The sequence below is a fragment of the Dermabacter jinjuensis genome, assembly GCF_902381725.1.
Classification (GTDB): Bacteria; Actinomycetota; Actinomycetes; order Actinomycetales; family Dermabacteraceae; genus Dermabacter; species Dermabacter hominis.
In genome coordinates this window covers 1,731,201-1,755,141 of sequence record NZ_LR698963.1, presented here as the reverse complement: position 1 = coordinate 1,755,141, position 23,941 = coordinate 1,731,201, and the positions used below count along the sequence as shown (strand labels likewise).

General features: G+C 61.9%; 24 protein-coding genes. 8 read left to right on the top strand and 16 right to left on the bottom strand.

Annotated elements, in window-relative coordinates:
* Nucleotides 1-2 precede the first annotated feature (2 nt).
* Nucleotides 3-1,391: a glycine--tRNA ligase gene (locus tag FXY94_RS07740; RefSeq protein ID WP_016664475.1), complete on the bottom strand. Its 1,389-nt coding sequence runs from the start codon at nucleotides 1,389-1,391 to the stop codon at nucleotides 3-5.
* A 142-nt stretch (nucleotides 1,392-1,533) separates the two neighbouring features.
* Here FXY94_RS07740 and FXY94_RS07735 point away from each other — a divergent pair, with 142 nt between their 5' ends.
* Genes FXY94_RS07735 through FXY94_RS07715 form a run of 5 tightly spaced genes read left to right on the top strand, consistent with a single transcriptional unit; the run spans nucleotide 1,534 to nucleotide 5,289 of the window.
* Nucleotides 1,534-2,652: a metal ABC transporter substrate-binding protein gene (locus tag FXY94_RS07735; protein WP_016664474.1), complete on the top strand. Its 1,119-nt coding sequence runs from the start codon at nucleotides 1,534-1,536 to the stop codon at nucleotides 2,650-2,652.
* A gap of 44 nt (nucleotides 2,653-2,696) precedes the next feature.
* On the top strand, nucleotides 2,697-3,431 hold the full coding sequence (locus FXY94_RS07730) for a metal ABC transporter ATP-binding protein (protein WP_034373007.1): 735 nt from the start codon (nucleotides 2,697-2,699) through the stop codon (nucleotides 3,429-3,431).
* The gene (locus FXY94_RS07725; RefSeq protein ID WP_016664472.1) at nucleotides 3,428-4,297 is read left to right on the top strand and encodes a metal ABC transporter permease; all 870 of its coding nucleotides are present in this window, start codon (nucleotides 3,428-3,430) and stop codon (nucleotides 4,295-4,297) included. The genes FXY94_RS07730 and FXY94_RS07725 overlap by 4 nt, the downstream gene beginning before the upstream one ends.
* A complete protein-coding gene (locus tag FXY94_RS07720; RefSeq protein ID WP_016664471.1) occupies nucleotides 4,294-4,710 on the top strand; it encodes a Fur family transcriptional regulator in 417 nt (138 codons plus the stop codon). Before FXY94_RS07725 ends, FXY94_RS07720 begins: the two co-directional genes overlap by 4 nt.
* Nucleotides 4,711-4,725: 15 nt before the next feature.
* Entirely contained in the window at nucleotides 4,726-5,289 is a 564-nt protein-coding gene (locus tag FXY94_RS07715; protein WP_016664470.1) for a DedA family protein, read from the top strand.
* A 6-nt stretch (nucleotides 5,290-5,295) separates the two neighbouring features.
* On the opposite strand, the gene FXY94_RS07710 is transcribed toward FXY94_RS07715, so the two are convergent.
* The 11 genes from FXY94_RS07710 to hrcA all read right to left on the bottom strand — a co-directional run bounded on the left by FXY94_RS07710 (nucleotide 5,296) and on the right by hrcA (nucleotide 16,028).
* Nucleotides 5,296-6,096, bottom strand: a complete 801-nt coding sequence (locus FXY94_RS07710; protein ID WP_016664469.1) for an isoprenyl transferase — start codon at nucleotides 6,094-6,096, stop codon at nucleotides 5,296-5,298.
* Nucleotides 6,093-6,863, bottom strand: coding sequence for a DNA repair protein RecO (gene recO, locus FXY94_RS07705; RefSeq protein ID WP_016664468.1), 771 nt, complete (start codon nucleotides 6,861-6,863; stop codon nucleotides 6,093-6,095). The genes FXY94_RS07710 and recO overlap by 4 nt, the downstream gene beginning before the upstream one ends.
* 12 nt (nucleotides 6,864-6,875) lie before the next feature.
* Nucleotides 6,876-8,588, bottom strand: coding sequence for a 2-isopropylmalate synthase (leuA, locus tag FXY94_RS07700; protein WP_040386953.1), 1,713 nt, complete (start codon nucleotides 8,586-8,588; stop codon nucleotides 6,876-6,878).
* 177 nt (nucleotides 8,589-8,765) lie between these two features.
* Nucleotides 8,766-9,704, bottom strand: coding sequence for a GTPase Era (era, locus tag FXY94_RS07695; RefSeq protein ID WP_016664466.1), 939 nt, complete (start codon nucleotides 9,702-9,704; stop codon nucleotides 8,766-8,768).
* Nucleotides 9,705-9,714: 10 nt separating this feature from the next.
* The gene (locus FXY94_RS07690) at nucleotides 9,715-11,016 is read right to left on the bottom strand and encodes a hemolysin family protein (protein ID WP_016664465.1); all 1,302 of its coding nucleotides are present in this window, start codon (nucleotides 11,014-11,016) and stop codon (nucleotides 9,715-9,717) included.
* Nucleotides 11,013-11,507 carry an rRNA maturation RNase YbeY gene (gene ybeY, locus FXY94_RS07685; RefSeq protein ID WP_016664464.1) on the bottom strand — a complete coding sequence of 165 codons (495 nt, stop codon included), beginning with the start codon at nucleotides 11,505-11,507 and terminating at the stop codon, nucleotides 11,013-11,015. Before ybeY ends, FXY94_RS07690 begins: the two co-directional genes overlap by 4 nt.
* The gene (locus FXY94_RS07680; protein ID WP_016664463.1) at nucleotides 11,504-12,511 is read right to left on the bottom strand and encodes a PhoH family protein; all 1,008 of its coding nucleotides are present in this window, start codon (nucleotides 12,509-12,511) and stop codon (nucleotides 11,504-11,506) included. The genes ybeY and FXY94_RS07680 overlap by 4 nt, the downstream gene beginning before the upstream one ends.
* Before the next feature lie 2 nt (nucleotides 12,512-12,513).
* Nucleotides 12,514-12,864: an HIT domain-containing protein gene (locus FXY94_RS07675; protein ID WP_016664462.1), complete on the bottom strand. Its 351-nt coding sequence runs from the start codon at nucleotides 12,862-12,864 to the stop codon at nucleotides 12,514-12,516.
* Between the two features lie 162 nt (nucleotides 12,865-13,026).
* On the bottom strand, nucleotides 13,027-13,818 hold the full coding sequence (locus FXY94_RS07670) for a 16S rRNA (uracil(1498)-N(3))-methyltransferase (RefSeq protein ID WP_016664461.1): 792 nt from the start codon (nucleotides 13,816-13,818) through the stop codon (nucleotides 13,027-13,029).
* Nucleotides 13,815-14,966, bottom strand: coding sequence for a molecular chaperone DnaJ (gene dnaJ, locus FXY94_RS07665; RefSeq protein WP_016664460.1), 1,152 nt, complete (start codon nucleotides 14,964-14,966; stop codon nucleotides 13,815-13,817). The genes FXY94_RS07670 and dnaJ overlap by 4 nt, the downstream gene beginning before the upstream one ends.
* 33 nt (nucleotides 14,967-14,999) lie before the next feature.
* Complete coding sequence (gene hrcA / locus FXY94_RS07660) at nucleotides 15,000-16,028, bottom strand: heat-inducible transcriptional repressor HrcA (protein ID WP_016664459.1); 1,029 nt, start codon at nucleotides 16,026-16,028, stop codon at nucleotides 15,000-15,002.
* Between the two features lie 125 nt (nucleotides 16,029-16,153).
* On the opposite strand from hrcA, the gene FXY94_RS07655 reads away from it, so the two are divergent.
* Nucleotides 16,154-17,032 (top strand): DUF3097 domain-containing protein, encoded by an 879-nt coding sequence (locus tag FXY94_RS07655; RefSeq protein WP_016664458.1) that lies wholly within the window; start codon nucleotides 16,154-16,156, stop codon nucleotides 17,030-17,032.
* Nucleotides 17,033-17,616: 584 nt separating this feature from the next.
* Here the strand turns inward: FXY94_RS07655 and hemW are convergent.
* The 3 genes from hemW to lepA are packed head-to-tail and all read right to left on the bottom strand — an operon-like array spanning nucleotide 17,617 to nucleotide 21,410.
* Complete coding sequence (hemW, locus tag FXY94_RS07650) at nucleotides 17,617-18,801, bottom strand: radical SAM family heme chaperone HemW (protein ID WP_016664456.1); 1,185 nt, start codon at nucleotides 18,799-18,801, stop codon at nucleotides 17,617-17,619.
* A complete protein-coding gene (locus tag FXY94_RS07645) occupies nucleotides 18,785-19,558 on the bottom strand; it encodes an MOSC domain-containing protein (protein WP_016664455.1) in 774 nt (257 codons plus the stop codon). The genes hemW and FXY94_RS07645 overlap by 17 nt, the downstream gene beginning before the upstream one ends.
* 10 nt (nucleotides 19,559-19,568) lie before the next feature.
* Complete coding sequence (lepA, locus tag FXY94_RS07640; RefSeq protein WP_040386531.1) at nucleotides 19,569-21,410, bottom strand: translation elongation factor 4; 1,842 nt, start codon at nucleotides 21,408-21,410, stop codon at nucleotides 19,569-19,571.
* Nucleotides 21,411-21,531: 121 nt separating this feature from the next.
* Between lepA and FXY94_RS07635 the strand changes: the two genes are divergently transcribed.
* Both FXY94_RS07635 and rpsT read left to right on the top strand, forming a co-directional pair.
* On the top strand, nucleotides 21,532-22,134 hold the full coding sequence (locus FXY94_RS07635) for a type II toxin-antitoxin system PemK/MazF family toxin (RefSeq protein ID WP_016664453.1): 603 nt from the start codon (nucleotides 21,532-21,534) through the stop codon (nucleotides 22,132-22,134).
* Nucleotides 22,135-22,387: 253 nt separating this feature from the next.
* Entirely contained in the window at nucleotides 22,388-22,654 is a 267-nt protein-coding gene (gene rpsT, locus FXY94_RS07630; RefSeq protein ID WP_016664452.1) for a 30S ribosomal protein S20, read from the top strand.
* A 213-nt stretch (nucleotides 22,655-22,867) separates the two neighbouring features.
* On the opposite strand, the gene holA is transcribed toward rpsT, so the two are convergent.
* Nucleotides 22,868-23,857, bottom strand: coding sequence for a DNA polymerase III subunit delta (gene holA / locus FXY94_RS07625; RefSeq protein WP_016664450.1), 990 nt, complete (start codon nucleotides 23,855-23,857; stop codon nucleotides 22,868-22,870).
* Between the last annotated feature and the right edge of the window lie 84 nt (nucleotides 23,858-23,941).

Below are 23,941 nucleotides of genomic sequence, written 5' to 3'. Positions count from 1 at the left end.
CCCTAGCATCCCGCAAGGCGCTCGGCGAGGTAGCCCTTGATCTGGGTGAGGGCTACGCGCTCTTGCGCCATGGTGTCTCGATCGCGCACGGTCACGGCCTGATCGTCGAGCGTGTCGAAGTCGACCGTGACACAGTAAGGCGTGCCAATTTCATCCTGGCGACGGTAGCGTCGACCGATCGCACCAGAGAGGTCCATCTCGATGTTCCACAGCCCGCGAAGCTCCGAGGCAAGGTTGTGCGCGGTGGGCTGAAGGTCCTCACTCTTGGATAGCGGAAGCACGGCGACCTTGACTGGCGCGATGCGCGGATCAAGTTTGAGAACGGTGCGCTTATCGACTCCGCCCTTGGTGTTGGGAGCCTCGTCTTCTTCGTAGGCGTCAATAAGGAACGCCATCATCGAACGCGTAAGGCCAAACGACGGCTCGATGACGTAGGGGGTGTAGCGTTCGCCGCTTGCCTGGTCGAAGTACTGCATCTTCGTGCCAGAAGCTTCCGTGTGGCTTGCGAGGTCGAAGTCAGTGCGGTTAGCGACGCCCATGAGTTCGCCCCATTCGCTGCCCTGGAAACCAAAGCGATACTCGAGGTCGATGGTGGCATCCGAATAGTGGGCACGCTCCTCTTCCGGAACGTCAAAGCGACGAATATTTTCCGGTTTGATACCGAGATCGAAAAACCATTTCTCGCACGCCTCGACCCACTCGTCGAAAAATGCGCCGGCTTGCTCCGGCGGGGTAAAGAACTCGATCTCCATCTGTTCAAATTCGCGGGTGCGGAAAATGAAGTTGCCTGGAGTGATCTCGTTGCGGAAGGACTTGCCGACCTGGCCGATGCCGAAAGGCGGCTTCACGCGCGCAGCGGTGACGACGTTGAGGAAGTTGACGAAAATGCCCTGCGCTGTTTCGGGGCGGAGGTAGTGCAGGCCTTCCTCGTTATCGACTGCGCCGAGGTAGGTCTTCATGAGGCCCGAGAACTGCTGGGGCTCGGTGTACTCGCCCTTGGTGCCACAGTTCGGGCATGGGATCTCGCTCATGCCCTCGGCTTTACGCCCCTTGCGTTCCTCGAACTCTTCCACGAGGTGATCCTCGCGGAAGCGGTTGTGGCAGCTGCGGCATTCGATGAGCGGGTCCGTGAAGGTCTTGACGTGCCCCGAGGCCTCCCATACGCGAGTAGGCAGGATGATCGAGGAGTCGAGGCCCACCATGTCGGCGCGCGAAGTCACGAACGTGCGCCACCACTGGCGTTTGATGTTCTCCTTGAGCTCAACCCCGAGGGGGCCGTAGTCCCACGCCGAACGCGTGCCGCCGTAAATGTCGCCGGCGGGGAACACGAATCCGCGCTTCTTCGCGAGGGCGATGACGTTATCGAGCTTCGACGGTTGGGGCTTCGCCACGAGATCTCCTTGGAACGATGGGCACGCATGACTTGCGTGCTTTGTTCCACCCTAACCAGAAACCGCCGAAAGGTTGATCCTTCTTGCACGCGGGTAGGTGAAGATTTGCCGCACACCACAACAATCATTGATAATAGTTCTCATGAATGATTCACGCTCACTTTCAGGCATGTCTTCCCCCATTTCTCGCCGCGCGTTCACGCTCGGCGGCGGGCTTTCGCTCGCGGCACTTCTTGCCGGGTGTGGCGGCACGTCGGGTGGTGCAAAGGGGTCCGACGCCTCCTCGGGTTCCGGCGATGTTTCGGTCATGATCACCTGCTACCCCACCCAGTACCTCGCCGAGAAGATTGGCGGAAAGCACGTCTCAATCATCAACCCGGTGAAGCCGGGCATCGACCCTCACGGCCTCGAGCTCTCGGTGCAGCAGGTTGCGCAAATGGCCGATGCTGACCTCGTGGTGCAGATCGAGCACTACCAAACAGCCGTCGACGATGCCATCAAGGCTCACAAGCCGAAGAAGCTTCTGAACCTCAACGAGTTTGTGGACATTCTGCCCGCAAGCGGTGAGGAGCACGAGCACGAACACGGCGATGAGCATGCTCACGAGCATGAACACGAACACGATCACGAGCATGAGGCGAGTGACGGCGGCGGCGAGCACGAACACGAACACGAACACGAACACGATGAGCACTCTGACGAGCATGATCACGAGCACGGTGGCCACGAACATCATCACGATCACGGCGGCATCGACCCGCACTTTTGGCAGGACCCGCACCGCATGATCAAGGCGGCAAAGGTACTCGCCGACACTCTCTCCGAGATCGACGCAGATCACGCCAAGGACTACGCGAAGAACTACGAATCGCTCGAAAAGGAGCTCACGAAACTCGACGAAGAACTCCACGAAAAGTACGACTCCGTGACGCGAGAGAAGGCTTTTATCACGAGCCACACCGCGTTCGCCTACCTCGCAAAGACCTACGACCTTCATCAAATCGGCATCGCGGGCATTGACCCTGAAAACGAGCCCTCGACCGAACGTCTGCTCGAGCTCGCTGATCTCGTCAAGAAGGAGAAGCTGACGACCGTCTTCTTCGAGACCTCGGCGACCCCCGCCGTCGCTGAGGCGCTCGCGAGCCGCACGGGCGCGAAGGCGGAGGAACTTGACAATCTTGAGACGCAGCTCGATGAGAAGAAAGATTATGCTCGGGTCATGCGAGACAACGCCGACAAACTCGTTGCTTCCTGGCAGTGAGTAGCGCCACCACTCACGACGCCGCCGCGTTTAAGGTTCGACATGTGAGCCTCAAACGCGGCGGCAACGTCGTCCTCAAGGACGTCACAGCCCGCATTAACGAGGGCGAAGTAGTCGCGATTCTCGGGCCGAACGGCTCGGGTAAGTCGACGCTACTCAAGGCCATGATCGGGGTGCTGCCCCTTTCGGGTGGAAGCGCCCAGATCCTCGGGCGCCCCTCGACTACGCGGGGTGTGCACGACGCGATCGGATACGTGCCACAAATGGCCGCGTTCAGCGGAAATATTGCGGCAAGCGCGTACGAGACGACCGCGAGCGGCCTGCTCACGAGCACGCGACTGTTCACCCGGGCACCGAAGCACAAGGTCCAGCGTGCCCTCGAATTCGTGGGGCTCGGTGCACTTTCGAGCCGCGCCGTCACGGAAATGTCCGGTGGTCAGCGTCAGCGCGTCATGATCGCTCGCGCTCTCGTGCGGGAGCCACGCATTCTTGTCCTCGACGAGCCCTTTACCGGGGTTGATGCCGCGACTCAAGAGAACATCTCTCAGCTCATCGGCAAGCTCCACGAGCGTGGGACGACTGTCGTTGTCGTGCTCCATGATCTCGACCCGCTGCGCGACCTCATTACGCGCGCAATCGTGATGGAGGAAGGTCGAATTGTTCACGACGGCCCACTCCCCCACGACGATCCGCATGCGGATGCAAGCGAGAGCGAGGACGGAAAGCACCACGTGAACGAGACCATCGACCAGTGCCTAGGGAACGAGATTCACCCGTGAGCCCCCTCGACCTTCTTCTCTCGCCGATCGTCCGCTACCCCCTCATCATCGCGGTACTAGTGGGGCTGACAGCGCCCGTCGTGGGCACCTACCTCGTGCAAAAGCGGCTTTCGCTTCTCGGCGACGGGCTTGGCCACGTCGCGCTCACGGGTGTGGCAATCGGGTGGCTTGCTAGCTCGATCTTCCAGCTTTCCAGTAGCGATGCGCTCGCGATCCCGGGAGCGCTTGCCGCGAGTGTCATAGGTGCCGTGCTCATCGAGTATGTGCGCGAAGTCGGCCATACGAGCCGCGACACAGCCCTCGCGATACTCTTTTACGGCGGCATCGCCGGCGGAGTCGTGATCATTCAACTTGCTGGGGGCACGTCGCAGAGCCTCATGGCATATCTCTTCGGGTCACTCGCGACGGTCACGCACTCCGATCTGTGGGTTGCGCTCGCTCTTGCACTCGTCATTCTTCTCGTCGGCGTCGGCGCGCGCCCACTTCTGTTCGCCGTCACGAGCGATGAGGAGCACGCGCGAGCGATCGGTCTTCCCGTACGTGCCGTGAACGTGTTGATCGCCATTATGGCTGCGCTCACCGTGACCCTCGCGATGAGAATCGTCGGTGCCCTGATGGTGTCCGCTCTCATGATTGTGCCGGTCGCGGCTGCGCAACAGGTCGTTCGCGGATTCACGCGCACGATGCGCGTGAGTATGCTTCTTGGCGTCGTCTGTGCCGTCAGCGGGCTTCTACTGACCGTGTACGTGGATCTTCCGCCTGGTGGCGTGATCGTGCTGATTGCGATTGGGTTCTATATCCTGGGAGTTCTCGCGCAGGCAAGTATTGGCCGCGCGAGAATCTCGCACGAACCGAAGGGCACGTGATTGTCGTGGCAAAACCACTCCGCACCACTAAACAGCGCACCGCGATTTTGGGCGCGCTCGAATCAGCACAGGATTTCATGACGGCACAGCAGCTGCACGATCTTTTGCGAGCCGACGGAGAGTCGGTGGGGCTCGCAACCGTGTACCGGAACATGCAGCCGCTCGTCGACGCTGGTCTCGTGGACGTCATCATCACCGATTCGGGCGAAGCAATCTATCGTCAGTGCACGACGGAATCACACCACCATCACCTCGTGTGCCGCACATGCGGCAAGACCATCGAGTTCCTTCCGCCCGAGCTTGAAGGGTGGGCGAATAAGGTCGCTGAGGAGAATGGCTTCACCCAGATCGAGCACACGCTCGAAATCTTTGGTCTATGCCCCGATTGCTCGGCATCGTCCGCGGCGAAGTAGGCGTCTCCTGCTCGAATGCTCGATTGGATTAACTCCCTTCCTCTTCTGCCCGCGATCGCTTTCCTCATGGTCGTGATCTACTGCCGCGCCGGGGGCACGTACCTCCTGGGAAGGCTCGCCTACACACTCGCGGACCGCGGCCGATTCCACGCGATCCTCACGAGCCCGCGAGTTGAAAACGCCGCAGAAAAAGTCAACAAATGGGGCGCGCCGATCGTCGCACTCAGCTTCCTCACCATCGGCTTCCAAACGGCCGCCAACCTCGCGGCGGGAGTAACACGCATGCCACTTGCTCGTTACCTCCCGGCCCTCCTCATCGGCGGGTTTGCGTGGGCCGTTATCTACGCAACCGTAGGTCTTGCCGCATTTGCCCTGTGGTGGAGGGTGGCCCTCAGCAATCCCTACGTGGCGGCAGCGATGGCGGTGGCAGCCGTCGGACTGCTGACCGCCTACATTCTTCGCAAACGCGCCGAGAGAAACCGCGCCACGAGAGAGCTGGCGCGCGAACGCGTCGTGACGGGCGAACGTGCCCCGCTGCTCCCCGAGATGGGAAGCGGCAAAGCCGAGCGCGACAGCTAGCGCGCCCTATTCGCCGAACCCTTCGGACGTCGCAACCTTGTCTATCGCCCCGCCGAATCGACGGTCGCGTTTGGCGTAGTCGAGAATGGCGCGCCAGAGGGTTCGCCTATCGACGTCCGGCCACAGCTCGGGAACGAAGAGCATCTCGGCGTAGGCGGCCTCCCACAGGAGGAAGTTCGAGGTGCGTTGCTCGCCCGAGGTGCGAATGAACAAATCGACGTCGGGCATGTCGGGGTCGTAGAGGTGGGCACGAATCGTCTTCTCGTTGATGCGCGACGGCGAAAGCTTGCCGTTCTTGACCTTTGTCGCGATCTCACGGACCGCATCCGTGAGCTCCGCCTGACCGCCATAGTTGACACACATATACAGCGTGAGCCCCGTGTTGTGCTTCGTGAGTTCTTCCGCTTCACGCAGCTCTTTGATCACGCTAGGCCACAGCCGTTTTGCCTGGCCGATCCACTTGATGCGCACTCCCCACGAGTGGAGCGTGTTTCGCTGTCGCCGCAAGACGCTCCGCGAAAAGCCCATGAGAAAACGGACTTCGCTCGGGGAGCGCGACCAGTTTTCCGTCGAAAACGCGTAGGCGCTCAGGTGCGTCACGTTCGCCTGGATCGCCCCGGCAACAACGTCAAGGAGAGCCGCCTCGCCCGCTGCATGCCCCTCTGTGCGAGGCAAACCCCGCTTATTAGCCCAGCGTCCGTTGCCGTCCATGACGACAGCGACGTGTTTCGGGATGAAGCGTTCCTCGAGAACCGGGGCCTTCTCCCCCGAGGGGTGTTCGGGCGGGTTCACGTAGCTGGCTTTCACGCGTTCTCCTTTAGCGCCGGCGCGCTTTCGATGAATCGATCCACCAATTCTAGGGCAGCAAGCGGCCGCTCAAGGTGATAGGAAAGAATACGCGCGATGAGACGGCCCGCTTCTGCCTGCGCAGCAGGGTCGGTTGCGAGGGCCTCGTCCCAGTCTCCCGCGAGTAAAAAGATCATATGTTCGGTCACGCTCGGTCGCGCTGCCACGGCGCCGGGGCGCCGGCATTCTCGGCACACGACGCCACCTTGGCTCACATCGAATGCCTGGTGCGGCCCTTCTGCCCCGCACACAGCGCAGTTGCGAAGCTCCGGGCGCCAACCCGCCATCGCAATGCTCCTCAGCAAAAAGGCATCAAGGACGAGCACGGGCGGCCGCCCGGAATTCACGAGCACGTGCAGTGCCCCAACGAGCATCATGTAGTGCGCGCTCGTAGGGTCGAATCCTTCGTTCGTGAGTCTCTCCACGAGCTCGCCCATAGCCGCCGCTGCCGTGTAGCGCGCGTAGTCGCCAGCGATCTGCTCGGCGTAAGCGGTGATCGTCACGACCTGCGAAACGGTATCGAGGGAGCGTCCCCGATGGCACTGCACGTCGACGCGCTGGAAAGGCTCGAGCCGAGCGCCAAAACGGGAGGACGTTTTCCGCACTCCCTTCGCGACCGCGCGGATCTTCCCGTGGTTTTTCGAATAGAGCGTGACGATGCGATCGGCCTCCCCCAAGTCTTGGGTTCGGAGGACGATCGCATCGTCGCGGTACAGCCTCGATGCCACCTGCGAGCGGCCCTAAAGAATCCCCGCGCGTGCGGCACGATTGAGCGCCGAAATTAGCGCCTGAAGTGAGGCCCTGGTAATCGAGCCGTCGATACCCACGCCCCAATAGATTGACTCGCCAATCTCAGCCTCGATGTACGCTGCGGCGAGCGAGTCATCACCCTCGCTCAGAGCGTGCTCGGCGTAGTCAAGAATCCGTACCTTGACCCCGCGCGAGGCGAGCGCCTTCACAAATGCATCAAGCGGGCCGTTACCGAGGCCCTCGATCGTGCTCTCGTGATCCTCGACGCGAAGCTGCACAGCAATTCTGTCTGTCCCTTCGCCCTCAGAGTGCTGGGTGAGCCCCCTGAAGCCGTAGCGTCCCCAGCGCTTGGACGCATCGGGGTTGGGAAGGTACTCGTCGACGAACGCCTCCCACAGCTGGGCTGGAGTCACTTCACCACCGGCAGTGTCGGTGCGGCGTTGCACGATGGTCGAAAACTCGATCTGCAGGCGGCGAGGAAGATCGAGTCCGTGCTCGGTGCGCAGGAGGTACGCCATGCCACCCTTGCCGGACTGCGAATTCACCCGGATAACCGCCTCGTAGCTGCGGCCGATGTCCTTGGGATCAACGGGCAAGTAGGGTACGCGCCACGTCGCCTCGCTCACCTCGACACCCGCGCGCTGCGCATCGGTGTCCATGCGCTCAAGGCCCTTCTTGATCGCATCCTGGTGCGAACCCGAAAAAGCGGTAAACACAAGGTCGCCGCCGTACGGATGACGCTCATGGACCCCGATTTGATTGCAGTGTTCGACCGTACGGCGAATCTCCGGCACATTCGACAAGTCGAGTTGAGGATCAACGCCCTGCGTCGCAAGATTGAGGCCGAGCGTCACGAGATCAACGTTGCCCGTTCGCTCCCCATTGCCGAACAAACACCCCTCGATGCGGTCCGCCCCCGCGAGGTAACCGAGCTCGGCCGCCGCCACCCCCGTGCCGCGGTCATTGTGGGGATGAAGCGAAAGCACGACGCTCTCGCGTGCGTGCAAATGGCGATCCATCCATTCGACGGAATCCGCGTACACATTTGGGGTCGCCATCTCGACCGTCGCCGGAAGATTGATAATGATCTTCTTCTCGGGGGTCGGTTTGATGATGTCGATGACCGCGTTGCACACGCGTGCCGCGTACTCGAGCTCCGTGCCGGTGAATGACTCGGGCGAGTATTCGTAGGTGATGTCGCAGCCATCGAGCGACTCCTCGTATTTCTTCGCGAGCAACGCCCCCTGCACGGCTATGTCGAGAACCTCGTCCTCGTTCGCGCGGAATACGACATCGCGCTGCACGATCGATGTCGAGTTGTAAAAATGCACGATTGCGCGCTTAGCGCCCTGGAGCGCCTCGTACGTGCGCTCAATCAGGTGCTCACGACACTGGACAAGCACCTGAATCGTCACGTCATCCGGAATGAGATCCTGCTCGATAAGGGTGCGGCAGAAGTCAAAGTCCGTTTGCGACGCCGAAGGAAACCCGATCTCGATCTCCTTGAATCCCATCCCCACGAGAAGGTTGAACATTCTGAGCTTCCGCTCGGTGTTCATGGGGTCGATGAGTGCCTGGTTACCATCGCGAAGATCCACCGCACACCAGCGCGGCGCACGGGTAATCACGCGGTTTGGCCACTCGCGCCCCTCAAGCGTGAAGGGAATCTGCTCGTGAAACGGGAGATACCGCTCGACTGGCATACCAGAGGGCACCTGGGGCGCATCCCCATGCTGGCCGAGAACTGGCGTGCGCGGATCTTCGGTTGCGGCAACAATACGAGCGTCTCGGTTCATGGCCGTCACCTTACACCTGGGGCAAGCAATGCGAGAGCGGCAACCGTCGGACACTCGAAATGTGAGACGGAGCCGATCCAAAAACTAGAAGCCCAGGCGACCGAGCTGCTTGGGGTCCCGCTGCCAATCCTTGGCGACCTTCACCCGAATATCGAGATGGACCGGGCGACCCATGAGATCCCTGATGCCACGACGCGCCCGCGTACCGACCCGCTTGAGACGCTTACCGCCCCTGCCGATCACGATTCCCTTTTGGGAGTCGCGTTCAACGAAGAGCGAAACGCGCACCACGAGCCTGCCTTCGCCGGGCGCTACCTCCGCGAACGGATCACCATCGAGCGACTCCTCCACGATCTCCTCGACCACAACGGCGAGGGAATGCGGGAGTTCATCGCGCACGCCCTCGAGCGCAGCCTCGCGCACGAGCTCCGCGATACGGTCGCTCACGCTCTCCTCCGTGAGTTGATCATCCGGGTAGAGCGCTGGGCCCTCGGGAAGATGCGAGGCAATGACGTCCATGAGCACGTCGATCTGCTCACCCTCAAGCGCGGAGATGGGAACGATGTCTTCAGCCTTGACAAAACGCTCAACCTCCATGAGGTGAGCGGCGAGCTCGTCGCGGCTCACGAGATCCACCTTCGTCACGATCGCCACGATCGCCGGGCTCCGACGGTTGCCACGCAACTGTCGAAGGTCCTCCGCGATAAAGCGATCGCCAGGCCCGATCTTCTGGTCAGCCGGAAGACAAAAGCCCACGACATCAACCTCGGCCAGGGTTTCGCGCACGAGATCGTTGAGGCGCTTACCAAGGAGGGTGCGGGGGCGATGAACGCCCGGGGTATCGACGATGATGATCTGGTCGTGTTCGCGGCTGACGATCCCTCGAATGGCTCGCCTCGTCGTTTGAGGTTTCGAGCTCGTAATCGCGACCTTGTCCCCCACCATCGCATTCGTGAGCGTCGATTTGCCGACGTTGGGCCTGCCGACGAGAGCGACGAAGCCACTTCGATGCACGGTTTCCACTTTTGCTCTCCTAATCGTCGCTCTCGTGCGACTCGTCACCGGTATCGCGCGGGGCGCGACTGACGAGAATTGCCGAGACCTGCTTGCGTCTGCCACTCGTGCGATCCGCTTCCATGTGTAAACCGTGGGCAGTGCCCTCGGCGCCCACGATCGGCACCCTTCCGATGGTCTTCGCGAGGAGACCACCGATCGTGTCAACATCGTCGTCTTCGATCTCGAGATCGAACAGCTCGCCGACCTCGACGATGGTCATGCGCGCGGGAACGCGGTATTCGCCTTCGGCGACCTTCTCGGCCTCTTGCTCGCGGCGGTCGTGCTCGTCGGCAATCTCCCCCACGATCTCTTCGAGGATGTCCTCAATCGTGACGATGCCGGCAACACCACCGTATTCGTCAACGGGGATACCAACGTGCACGCGAGAGGTACGCATGGCTTCCATGACGCGATCGGCAGTGAGGAACTCCGGGTAGAACTTCACGGGCCTCATGATCTCTGTGACGGGCCGATCGCCGCCGGGATCCCACGGCGAATGAATCGCACGCATCACATCCTTGAAGTACAGCATGCCGAGCAGGTCGTCGACGCCCTCTTCGCCGATGACGGGAATTCGGCTGTACCCCGAGCGTACGAACAGGCGCATGGCCTTGTTCGCGGTCGCGTCCGCGTCGATCGTCACCATGTCGGTGCGGGGCACCATGACCTCGCGGATCATCGTGTCGTCAAGATCAAACACACCCTTGATCATGTTGCGCTCGTCGTCTTCGAGCGCTTCCGTTTCACTCGCGCGATCCACGAAGTGGCGAAGCTCCTCCTCCGTCGCGAATGGTCCCCCCGCGACCTTTCCTCCGGGCGTGAAGGCGTTCGAGATGTGGATGAGGACCTTCGCAGGAAGGGCGAGGACGACCCGGGCGAAACGGACAAGCGGCGAAAGAGCCGAGATCGTTTTCTCTGGGGCACGCCTGCCTAGCGTGCGGGGCGACACGGAGGCTCCCATGAACGACACGAGGAAGGTCACCGTAATCGCGAGGAGGAGTGGTAGCCACAGGCCCTCGAGCCGTTCGAACATGAATGCTGTGATGACAACCGCGTAGGTCGTTTCGGCAAGAACGCGCCCGAGCGCGATGGTTGCGAACGTCGTGTGGGTGTCGTCGTGCATCGTGAGGATGCGGTCCCGCTTCTTTTCTTCGTCTTCAAAGTAGCGCTCGATACTGTGGCGCGAAAGCGTGCTGAGCGCGGCGTCAGCAGCCGAGAAACACACCGCGAGGACGATCGCGACGATAGCGAGTGGAACGAGAAAAGCGATGGCACTCATGCGTCGGGGCCGCCGGTATCGCAGATGCCCACGCGAGAGCCACGGCCAGCGAGAAACGTCAACAGGAGCTTGCGCTGGAGCGTGAACATCACACGCTCTTCCTCGGGCTCGACGTGGTCGTAGCCGAGCAGGTGAAGGATGCCGTGAGTGAGCAGAAGAAGCATTTCTTCTTCAGAGCTGTGGCCGGCAATACGGGCTTGCTGCGCGGCGACGGTGGGGCAGATGACGATGTCCCCGAGGAGGCCCTCGGGGGCGAGCTCCCCTTCGCGTCCTTCGCGAAGTTCGTCCATGGGGAAGCTCATGACGTCGGTGGGCCCCTCGAGGTCCATCCATTCCTCGTGGAGTTCACTCATGGCCTTCTCGTCCACAAACGTGATCGACAGTTCGGTGGCCGGGTGCAAGAACATAGCGTCGAATACGTAGCGGGCGAGATCAACGAACTCGCGGGCATCGATCTTGGCGGTCGTTTCGTTGTTGACTTCGATGCTCATCGCTTCCCCTTTTTCTTCGGTGAGAACTCGGAAAGATCCCAACGCGCGTAGGCGTCGACGATGTCGCTGACGAGTCGGTGGCGCACGACATCCTTGGAGCTCAAGTGGCAAAAGGCAATGTCGTCGACCTTACCGAGGATGCGTTCGACGACTTTGAGGCCGCTGCTGGTGCCTCCGGGAAGATCCACCTGGGTCGCATCGCCCGTGATCACCATGGTCGAGTTGAAACCCAAGCGGGTCAGGAACATCTTCATCTGCTCGGGTGTCGTGTTTTGCGCCTCGTCGAGGATGATGAAGGCATCGTTGAGCGTACGCCCGCGCATGTATGCGAGCGGCGCAACTTCGATCGTTCCCGCCCCCATGAGCCGCGGGATGGACTCGGGGTCGAGCATGTCGTGTAGCGCGTCGTAGAGCGGGCGCAAGTAGGGGTCGATCTTCTCGTTGAGCGTGCCCGGGAGAAATCCGAGGCGCTCGCCTGCTTCGACCGCGGGGCGCGTAAGGATGATCCGGTTGATCTGCTTATCGAGAAGTGCACGCACGGCTTTCGCGACCGCGAGGTACGTTTTTCCGGTGCCTGCGGGGCCGATGCCGAACACGATCGTGTTCTCATCGATAGCGTCCACGTACTCTTTCTGGCCGATCGTCTTCGGCCTAATCGTGCGCCCTCGTGCGGAGAGAACTGATTGACTGAGGATCGCCGACACGTGCTGGTCACGTCGCCGATCATCGCCGTAGAGTTCTGCGGCGCGGTGGACGGCTTCGCCCGTCACGGTTTCGCCGCTTGCGGCGATCTCAATGAGAGAGTTCATGATGGCGGCAGCGCGATCGAGAGAGCCTTCGGGGCCGCGCAGTGTGATCTGGTGTCCGCGCATCGACACGTCGATGTCGGGCATGATCTTCTCGATGACATTGAGTGCCTGATCATTCGCGCCGAGAACGGCGACGGGACGCAAGTGGTCGGGGATTGCGACGTAGCGTTCGAGGATTTCGGTGGTCTCCTGCACGGTTAGAAGAGGTCTCCTTCGGATTGGGCTTTACCGGCAAGAATGTGCCCGTGCACGTGGAAAACGCTTTGGCCAGCGCTTTCACCGGTATTGAAGAGGAAACGGAACTCGCCTCGGGCATGTTCCTTCGCGACCGCGCCCGCTGCCTTGACGACCGCGGCAAGCAGGTCCTTGTTGGCCGAGAGCTCCACGATGTTGGCGTAATGTTCCTTCGGCACGGCGAGCACGTGAACCGAAGCTTTCGGCTCAAGGTCTTTGAAGCACACGACGTCGGCGTCCTCGTAAACCTTGGTCGACGGGATCTCGCCGGCAACGATTTGGCAAAAGACACAATCTGGTGCGGTCGTGGTCATCGGTTCCTCCTCAGGGCTGCCGCCGCACGGTGCCGGGAATGGGCGCGTGGCGGCTCGTGTGTGCGCTGGTTCCACCAGTCTAGTAGTCGAGGGTACCGCGCGGCTTGTGCTTCCGACGCTCGCCGGCCGCGAGCCGTGAAGGCAGTTAGCATCGCGGTGGGGCTACTGCCACCGCCCGGTTACTGCGCACAGGGCCGCAAGAGCCGCGGGGCCCGCGCTCGAGGCCCGAAGAATCTCCGTGCCCAGAAGCGTCGGCGTGGCACCAGCGCGAGCAAACCGGTCGATCTCGCTGTCACTAATACCGCCCTCGGGCCCGACGATGACCCACACGTCGCGAGGAATGCCTTCTTGCGTACCCGCGGCATGATTGAGATCGCGTAGGTGTGCCCCGAGTCCTACGGTTGCACTCTCGTGCAGGGCAAGAACCGTCGATCCGCTGTCAACTGCACGCGCGATTTGGGCAGCGAGATCGTCACTTGTGACGACGGGCTCGAGCACGGGGATGCGTGCGCGACGAGACTGTTTAACTGCGGCGTTGATACGCGCACGCCACTTCTCAAGTCCCTTACCCTCTTTCGCACCTTTCCATTGGACGACGCTGCGATCAGCTTGCCAGGGAATGATGCGGTCAACGCCAAGTTCGGTCGCCATTTCAATCGCCGATTCGTCGCGGCCGCCCTTAGCGAGCGCTTGGACGAGCACAAATGTCGTCTCCGGCGCTGGCTCGTGCGTGGGCGCGCTGCACAGCTGAATGTCGAAGCTACTCTTCGAGACGTTCGTGACGGTAGCCTCCGCCTGGTGACCGTGCGTGTCCGTCAGGAGGATGCTCTCGCCCGGGCGAAGCCGCATGACGCGTGCCCCGTGGTGCCCTTCGTCCCCGCCGATCTCGATTGAGCTTCCGGCGGTGGCGCCCTCGAGAGTCCCCTCGAGGAGAAGGAAGTTCTTGAGGCTCACAGATCGCGGAATTTCTCGCGGAGTTTCGCGAAGACGCCGCCGTCGCTGTGCTGGGCGTTCTTCGCCGCTGAGCGAAGGTCGGGTTCGTTGCGCATCTCGCCAAACTTCGCGAGGAGATCCTTTTCGGCACCCGAGAGTTTCTTCGGGATCTCGACGCCCACCTCGATGAGGATGTCGCCGCGAGAGTCGCCGCGCAATGCAGTGACGCCGAGGTCGCGGAGCCGAATGACATCACCGGGCTGAGTTCCAGCCTTGATCTCGACCTCGCGCTCGCCGTCGAAGGTCGTGAGAGTGGCCTTCGTGCCAAGGGCCGCGGCAATCATGGAAATTGTGAGGCGCGCGAGCAGATCGTTGCCTTCGCGATGGAAGATCTCGTGCTCCTTGACGCGAACCTCGACGAAGAGGTCTCCGGCGGGGCCGCCAGCCTCACCCGCTTCGCCCTCCCCGCGAAGCTGGATGCGGCGACCTGTATCGATGCCCGCGGGAACGCGCAGCGTAATCGTGCGCTCCTCCTGCACACGGCCGTGCCCCTGGCACTCGCTGCAAGGATTCTCGATGATCGTGCCGTGTCCCTGGCAGGCCGAGCACGGCGCGAGTTGCACCATCTGACCAAGCAGAGAGTTCACCGTGCGCTGCACGTGACCGCTTCCGCTACAGACGGTGCACTTCTTCGTTCCCGTTCCGGGCTCACAGCAGTTACCGTGGCAGCGATTGCAGGTCACAGCCGTCGCGAATGTCAGCTCCTTTTCGGAGCCGAAGACGACGTCATCGAGCTCGAGTGTCATGCGTCGGAGGATGTCGTTGCCGCGCCGCTCGCGCGGGATCGGGCCACGCCCGCGTCCGCTCATTCCTGACGCACCCGCGAACACATCGAAGAGGTCGGAGAAATCGAACGTCGCTCCCCCGCCGAAGCCACCGAAGCCACCGCCCCCAAATGGGTTCTGACCGCCCATGTCGTACATTCGACGCTTTTCGGGGTTGGAGAGGGTCTCGTATGCCTGAGAGACCTTCTTCATTTGATCGGCTGCGGCTGGATCGGGATTGACATCGGGGTGCAGCTTGCGGGCCTTCTTGCGGTAGGCCTTCTTGATCTCGTCCGCGCTTGCGTCCTTTGAGACGCCGAGAATCTCGTAAAAGTCGTCGTTCACGAAGTGTGGTTCCTTGAGAGTTGGGTTCAGTTCTTAACCGATGAAACGGGAAATGTACCGCGCGACAGCGCGCACGGAAGAAATCGAGGTCACGTAGTCCATGCTCGAGGGGCCGAGGATCGCGATGCGCGAGGAGGGGGAGGCAGCGCCCGCCGTTTCGGTATAGGCGCTCCCCACGAGGGCCGCTCGCTGAAGGGCATCGCCCGAAACGCTACTGAGTTCCTCGCCGATCAACACATCGACCTCGCCGAAGTTCGAATGCATCTCGCCGAGGAGTCGAAGGAGCACGAGCTGTTCCTCGAGCAGGTCAAGCATCGGCCCGACCTCGCGAGAGAATTGCTCGCCTCGCGCAAGGTTCGAGACTCCGCCGACGATCATGCGATCCTCGCGGCGAGAGGCGAGCAGCTCACCGAGCGTGTCGAGCACCTCGGTCGCCGCCGCGCGGGTCAGTTCGGATTCCGCATCGAGCAGTGCCTCCAGATCCCCGCCCACGGAGGTCACGGGCCTTGACGTGCATACCCGATTAATGCGCTCGCGAAGCCTCTCGTAATAGGCGGCCTCTTGGGGATGTGTGAGCGAAATCGTCTGCTGATCCACGCGCCCCGCGTCTGTGATGAGCACGACGAGCAGGAGAGTCTCGGATGTCTTCACGAGCTCAACGTGGCGCACGTGTGCTTGTCGCAGCGCCGGGTACTGCACGACCGCCACTTGATTCGTGAGACGCGACAGCAGGCGCACCGTGCGCGAAAGAAGGTCATCAAGGTCGTGGGCGCCGTCGAAAAACGTCTGAATCGCGCGCCGTTCAGGAGCCGAGAGAGGCTTGACTTGCGCGACGTAGTCGACGAAAACGCGATAGCCCTTGTCGGTGGGAATGCGACCCGCCGACGTGTGGGGCTGCATAATGAGGCCCTCTTCTTCGAGCACGGACATATCGTTGCGTACGGTCGCCGCGCTGACGCCGAGTTCGTGCCGCTCGAGCAACGACTTCGAGCCCACCGGTTCGCGAGTCGCCACGTAATCTTCCACGATCGCGCCGAGGATGCTGAGCTTGCGCTCATCCATACTTCTCATCCTTTCGCGCGTTAGCAGTCACAGGCTTCGAGTGCCAATACTACGCGTAGTGCGCGACCCTTGCACGGTGTGGCGATCCCCTGTGAGCGAACACGCCCCTGGTAGCGTAAAGCGCCGTGAATATCGATCGATACGGCCACGACGTCCTTTCCGGTACCGGGGATGCCTTTCACCCGAAACGCCCCGCGAGCAGGGATGTCCCTGCCGAGCGCGGGCTCGTCGTCGAGGATGTGCAAACCGGCTGGGTCGGCGCCGTCACGCGCGTGGAGAAGTCGGGCGGTATCCACATCGTCGAACTCGAGGATCGTCACGGGCGCCTTCGCACGTTCCGCCTCGGCCCCGGTTTTCTAATCGATGGAAAGCCCGTTCGCTTGACCCCGCCAACGAGCGGCGGTCCGACGGCTGCTCGGCAAACGTCAGCCCCTAAACGAAGCGCGTCGGGCTCAACCTATGTCGAAGGGGCCCGTGCCCGCGTCGCGCGCGGCTCCCGGATTTGGGTTGAAGGCAAGCACGATGCGGAACTCGTGGAGAAGGTGTGGGGGCACGACCTGCGCATCGAGGGTGTCGCCGTCGAGATGCTCGATGGCGCCGATAATCTCCTCGAGCGCGTGCGGGCATTTAACCCCGCGCCGGGCCGCAAGCTCGGAATCCTCGTGGACCACCTCGTTCCCGGATCGAAAGAGACGCGGATCGCCGAGGCCGTCATGCGGGAGAAGGGCGTTGCGGGCAACGTGCTCATCCTTGGCCACCCGTACGTGGACGTGTGGCAAGCCGTGAAGCCCGCACGAGTGGGGCTTGAGAAATGGCCCCACATCCCCAAGGGAACCGACATCAAGGTGGGATCACTTAGGGCGCTCGGCCTCCCCGCCGAGTCCCAAGCCGATATCGCCGAGGGCTGGCAGAAGATCCTCTCTCGTGTGCGCTCGTACGCCGATGTCGAACCAACGCTCAGCGGGCGTATCGAGGAGCTCATCGACTTCGTCACCGCTCCCTGACCTGGAGCAGCCCCGGATTGCATAGAGGTTGTGGGGGTTTGAGCTCGGGAGCAAATCCGACGCTTACCTCGCCCGCGCTCAAGGGCCACCGGAAGCGTCGACTGAGCGGCCGCGTCCCCGCCTCTGCCGGAATCTACGGAGTGGGTGGTCTGGAGAGAATTCGACTCTGCGTACGAGTACATTAAAGACACACCAGGAAGAATCACTTGGTACGACATAAGTCCTCTGGCGGGTATGGCGTGTCACTGAGTAATCTTGGGTTCGATAAACCCAATACCTCTACCGTTTGCTTGACCGGAGCCTCATCTGCACTGAACGCGATCGAAAGTACGAGGTGGGTTCAGGTAAGTGCAAAATCGAGTCAGCGGCGACTTTCGAAAGCGTAGGAATCTCATGATTTTTAGGTCCGCGTGGTTTATGGTCATTTTCGTTGTTGTCGTGATGATCGTGGCGATCCTGCTTCTCGGCTTTCTAATTTTTACCGTTCTTCAACAATTCGTCGCCCGGAATAAGAAAGCGGACAACGAAAGTGATCAACATGAACCGTAGGGATCACCCGAGTCTCAGCCGCTTCAAAAGCGCTCTCAAGGCAAAACATCGCGCGTGATGGCATCGGCGATGAGCCGGCCGGCGTCGGAAAGCCTCACGATCCCGCTATCCCACGCACTCGCATCCAACCGCCCCGCTGCCACGTGCCGCTCGAGCACCTCGCGTGCCTCATCGCTCGAGGTGAGCGGATTACTCGCCGCGGAAAATCCTTCGCGAAGGCGCATCTCGAGCATGAGGCGTTCGAGCGCGCGATCCTCATCAGAGACCTGCTCGGAGCCATCCACGGGAAGCCGGTTCTGCGCAAGAGCCGCCGCGTAGCGCGAGGGGTGCTTGAGGTTCCACGAGCGGTAGCCGTCGCGGTGTCGATGCGCGCCGGGGCCGATCCCCCACCAGTCGCGGCCCCGCCAGTAGGCGAGGTTATGGCGGCACTGAAACTCCTCGCCGTGCGCGAAGTTCGAGACCTCGTACCACTCGAAGCCCGCGGCTCGCGTGCGGTAGGCGATGAGCTCGTAGGCATCGGCCATGAAGTCCGGATCGGGCTCGCTGAGTTCGCCGCGGCGCAGCTGGCGGGCCATTTTGGTGTTGCCCTCGACGATGAGCGAGTATGCGCTCACGTGGTCCGGCTGCATCTCGGTGATCGCGTCGATCGTGGTCTCGACATCCGCGAGGCTTTCCCCCGGCGTTCCATAGATCATGTCGAGGCTCACCTGCAGGCCTGCCTCCCGGGCCCACGCGACGGCCCGCGGGACGGACTCTGGGTTGTGGGTGCGGTCGAGGATCGCGAGCACACGCGGCACCGCCGATTGCATGCCGAAACTCACGCGTGTAAACCCAGCCTCGGCAAGTCGCATCAGGGAGTCTCGCGTAACGGAGTCGGGGTTCGCCTCGGTCGTCACCTCGGCGCCCGGGGCGAGAGGGATAAGCGAGTCGAGGTGGGCGAGCATGCGCGCCTGGTCATCTGCAGGCAGAAGCGTGGGGGTCCCGCCTCCGAAGAACACGGTGACCACGCGGTCGTACGTGAAGTCCGACGCTTGATCGTCTGCGAGTGTGAGCTCCATTTCGCGCATCGCATTGGCAGGATATTCGGCTTGCGATCCTCCCCCACCAAGCTCCCTCGCCGTGTAGGTGTTGAAGTCGCAGTAGCCGCAGCGCACCGCGCAAAACGGCACGTGAATGTAGACCGAGAGCCCTCGGCGCTCGGCGTTAGTTCCCGCGGCCATCGGTGATGAGCGAGGCAGGGAATTCGAAGGAGATGCCGGCGCTCTCGAGCGCCGCGAGGCACCCCCTTGCCATCGAGGTGTACACGGGCGTTTCCGTGTCGCGGGCCCAGCTCAAGAGTGCCTTGGCGCTCGTTGGATCGATCTCGCTCGAGAGACCGCGGAAGATCTCGCCTATGCTTACGCCGTGCTCGGGAACCGAAAGCACTTCGATTTCGTCACCCGGGCGCACAACGCCTTCCCGCACAACGCGGAAGTACGCGCCCGACTTGCCGTAGGCGTTGAAGCGGCGGCCCCATGCTCCTCGGGGCTCGATCCCAGCCTGATCGGCGAAGCGCCCCATCCACACGGCGAAAGTTTTGCAGGGCTGGCGCGGCACGCTCGCCTGAAGCTCGGCACCGCCAATCCGCCAGCGCGAGCCAATGACAACCTCGTCAGTATCAATGCCCTCCGTGACGAGATTTTCGCCGAAGGCACCGTCGGGCAGACCACTCAATCCCTCCCGGCGCGCAAGTTCGTCGCGGGTTTCGCGCGCGAAAGCGTACACGGCCTTGAAAAGACCGCCGTGGTGTTCGGTATCGCCCTGCACATCGCCAAGCACGCCGTGCGTAAGGAGCTTGATGCCCTCCGCGCGCGGGACCTTGTTGATCCCCGAGCGGATGCCCGTTTCCTCGACGTGGAAGAGTGATTCCACCGTGCACGTCGCAATCACGCGCGCGGGGCCTTGAGCGATAGCGACCGAAAGTGGTTCGACGTTCATGTTCGTCCCCTTACTTGTTTTTGCCGTCCGACGATCCGCCGTCCGAGCGCAGCGCCGCGATGAAGGCCTCTTGCGGCACGTCGACCGAGCCGATCGACTTCATGCGCTTCTTACCTTCTTTCTGCTTCTCGAGAAGCTTGCGCTTACGGGAGATGTCGCCCCCGTAGCACTTGGAAAGCACGTCCTTGCGGATCGCGCGAATGTTTTCGCGCGCAATGATGCGCGAGCCGATCGCCGCCTGGATCGGCACCTCGAACTGCTGGCGCGGAATGAGGTTCTTGAGCTTGCCAGCCATTTCCACGCCGTAGTGGTAGGCCTTGTCGCGGTGCACGATCGCACTGAACGCGTCCACGGTTTCGCCCTGGAGAAGCATGTCAACCTTGACCAGGTCGGCCGCTTCCTCGCCCTGAACGTCGTAGTCGAGCGAGGCGTAGCCCTTCGTACGGCTCTTGAGCTGATCAAAGAAGTCGAACACGATCTCGGCGAGGGGAAGAATGTAGCGGAGCTCAACGCGGTCTTCGCTCAGGTAGTCCATGCCCTTCATCGTGCCGCGCTTGGACTGGCACAGTTCCATGACGGTGCCCACGAATTCCTTGGGCACGAGGATCGTGGATTTCGCAACGGGCTCGCGGATCTCGTGGACCTTGCCCTCGGGGAAGTCGGAAGGGTTGAGCACCTGGACTTCGGTGCCGTCCTCCATCGTCACGTGGTAAATCACGCTCGGGGCCGTGGAAATCAGGTCCAAGTTGAACTCGCGCTCGAGCCTCTCGCGCACGATCTCGAGGTGGAGAAGGCCAAGGAAGCCCACGCGAAAGCCAAAGCCCAGCGCGGTTGAGGTTTCAGGCTCGTAGTTGAGCGCGGCGTCGTTGAGTTTGAGCTTGTCAAGCGCGTCGCGCAGCGCCGGATAGTCTGAACCGTCGATCGGGAAGAGACCCGAGAACACCATAGGTTTCGGTTCTGAATATCCGGGAAGGGCTTCTTCGGCACCTCGGAGCGCCGCGGTTACCGTGTCACCGACCTTCGACTGGCGCACGTCCTTCACACCCGTGATGAGGTACCCGACTTCGCCGGGCCCGAGGCCCTTGGTGGGCTTCGGTTCGGGAGAGATCACGCCGATCTCGAGAAGCTCGTGAGTCGCGCCCGTCGACATCATCTGGATCTTTTCGCGCGGGTCGAGCTGCCCGTCGACGACACGCACGTACGTCACAACACCGCGGTACGTGTCGTACACGGAATCGAAAATCATCGCACGCGAGGGGGCGTTGATCTCGCCTTGCGGCTGCGGGACGGTGCGCACGACATGGTCGAGCAATGCCTCGACGCCTTCGCCCGTCTTGCCCGAAACCTTGAGAACATCCGAGGGATCGCAACCCACGAGCTGAGCGATTTCCGCCGCGTACTTTTCGGGATCGGCGGCAGGAAGGTCGATCTTGTTGAGGACGGGGATGATCTCGAGGTCGTTATCCATCGCGAGATAGAGGTTCGCGAGGGTCTGCGCTTCAATCCCCTGAGCGGCGTCGACGAGCAGAATCGCGCCCTCACAGGCCGCGAGCGAGCGAGAAACTTCGTAGGTAAAGTCCACGTGGCCCGGCGTATCAATCATGTTGAGCGCATAGGCTTCGCCGTCCACAACCCACGGCATGCGCACGGCCTGACTTTTCACGGTAATACCGCGCTCGCGTTCAATATCCATGCGGTCGAGGTATTGGGCCCGCATCGCACGTTCGTCGACGACCCCGGTGAGCTGGAGCATCCTGTCAGCGAGGGTCGATTTTCCGTGATCGATATGCGCAATGATGCAGAAGTTACGGATCCTCTCCATAGAGGTCGCGGCTGGCTCAATCTCGCGCATGTTCGCGGGGGCGCTAGTCAACGGGAATCCTTTCGACGGGCACAGATGATTCCATTGTCCCATGCACGGACAGTTTTGGCTCGTTCACGCGGGCCCGCGCACGGGTTGATACGGTCACATCATGAGCCTTTTCTCCTCCCTCCGGTCCATCGCGGGCTCCCTTGCCCGCAACCGTCAGGTGCAACGCGCCGCCCGTCGCCTTGCGCGGGAGGGAGTGCGCTCGCTCGAAGGAAAAATGAAGGGTTCCGACGGTGGCCGGGCAAGCGTCGGGCCAGATTCGCACACCGATGCTCGCGCGAGCGACACCGGAACCGCTCTCCCCGACCGTGCGGGCAACGCTCCCCTGAACCTCACGTACGCCCCCGCCGCTGATGGCAATCCGGATCCGGGCGAAATCGTGTGGGCGTGGGTCCCGTTCGAGGAGGACCGCTCACAAGGTAAAGACCGCCCCGTTCTCGTGATCGCCGACGAAGGCGGCGGCGTAATCGTGGCGCTCATGCTCACCTCGCGCGATCGCGGCAAAGGCGATCACACCGATGAGCACGGCAATCGTTGGGTCGATATCGGCACCGGGTCGTGGGATTCGCGGCATCGCCCCTCCGAGGTGCGGGTCGATCGGCTCATTAGACTCGAAGCGGCGAAGGTGCGACGAGAGGGCGGCAAACTGGACAAAGCACGCTTTGAGCGGGTGGCTAATGCCACACGTGACTCGCATGGCTGGTGAGTTTTAACTCTGGGCTTTCACGCTTAGCGCTGGTAAAGTTGACGGCTGTATGTGTGAACATACTGCGCTGTGTGCGGCGCACTTTCGTCCCTTTCGTGTCTCTGGGGCAGAGTGCTGTATGCGCCGGCGTGAGTTTTTCCGTTCGTGATGCGAACGTTTGACGTCTCCAGGCGACACCCCACCGCCCGTCCCCGTCGAGCGCGAGCACCTCTCATGAGCGGCGTTTCACCTCAACATCTAGAAAAGGCACCTCGTGGCAAACATCAAGTCCCAGATCAAGCGCAACAAGACCAACGCGAAGGCTCAGGCACGCAACAAGGCGTACCGCAGCGAGCTCAAGACCTACGTGCGCAAGGTTCGCACCGCGGTCGCTGCCGGCGATGCGGAAGCATCGACCAAGGCTCTTCGTGAGGCTTCGCGCAAGCTCGACAAGGCTGTGTCGAAGGGCGTCATCCACAAGAACCAGGCTGCAAACCGCAAGTCGGGTCTCGCAAAGCTTGTAGCGACGCTCGAGAAGTGAGCATAGTTCTCACGTTTTAGTGTGACGGAAGGCCCCGCTTCGGCGGGGCCTTTTTCGTTGCCTTGTTGGCAATGGATCGACCCGTGCGTCGACCTTCCTAGCCGAAGATGATCAGCACCTGCGCGACGAGGTCCTTCGCGAACGACAGCACGAGAAGAAGCGTGAGAAGCGCACCACCCGCCACCCACAGAGCGGTTCTCCAGTCGAAACGATTCATGCCCGGCCCCTCCTCGCGCGCGAAATCTCAACGATAAGGCGTTGAAGCGCCCACATTGGGTCACGATCATTCCCCTTAACCGCGGCATCCGCGGCAGCGAGGGATTCGAACACCGAGGCGAGCGCTCGCTCCGAGTAGTGGCGGGCGAGCTGAGCGTTGTTGCGGAACATCCAGTCCTGCATGCCTGTGCTCTTTGCCGTCGCACCGGGAATCGCTGCCTGCGCCACCTGTCTGGCCTTGCGCACAATCGTCGCGACGATAGCAACGGGAGACAGCCCCGAGAGTTCGGCTTGGCGAAGCAGCACGAGCGCTTCGCGTTCTTTGCCGGCGAGGCAGGCGTCGGCGATCGCAAATCCCGTTGTCTCCGCGCGACCTGCCGTAAGGGCCTCGACGTGCCTGAGCGTGATGGGGCCGGCCTGCTGCCCCGGCTCGGGTTCGGTGTCGCGCATGAGTTGGGTGCTCACGGCCGCTAGTTCCATGAGGTCCGCCCCAAAGGCATCGACGAGGGCTTTAACCGCATCTGAGTTGACGCGGCGCCGCGCGCGTGAAAACTCGCTCATCGCGAAGGTCATCTTCGCTTTCGCGGTTTTGATCTCTGCCGCGTTCACCCACGGAGCGCCCGATTTCTTCACGGCGTCGAGGAGTTTCTTGGCGCGCTGATCACCGCGATTGATGAGCACGAGCGTGACGTCCTGCTCGGGACTCTGCACGTATTCCATAAGAGCGTTGATGAGAGGCTCCGCGCCGCGTGTCACCTCATCGATGATGACGAGGCGTGGCTCGCCGAAAAGCGAGGGGGCCGTGTATTGAAGGACGTCGCTCTTGGTAATTTCGGTTGAGGTGAAACGGTGGATCTCAAGATCGGCGTGGCGTTCGCGACTGAGCCGGACGATGCGTTCGAGCGCGCGCTGGGCGAGGAGCGCTTCCTTGCCCGCGATAAGCACAACGGGCGCGGGTTCGATACTGTGCCACTGGACTTCGGCCATGGAGAAAGTCTATCGACCACATCGCGAACGCTTTGCGCTTGACGCGAGGTCAGCGGCTACGGTGGCTCATGACATCTAAATGTA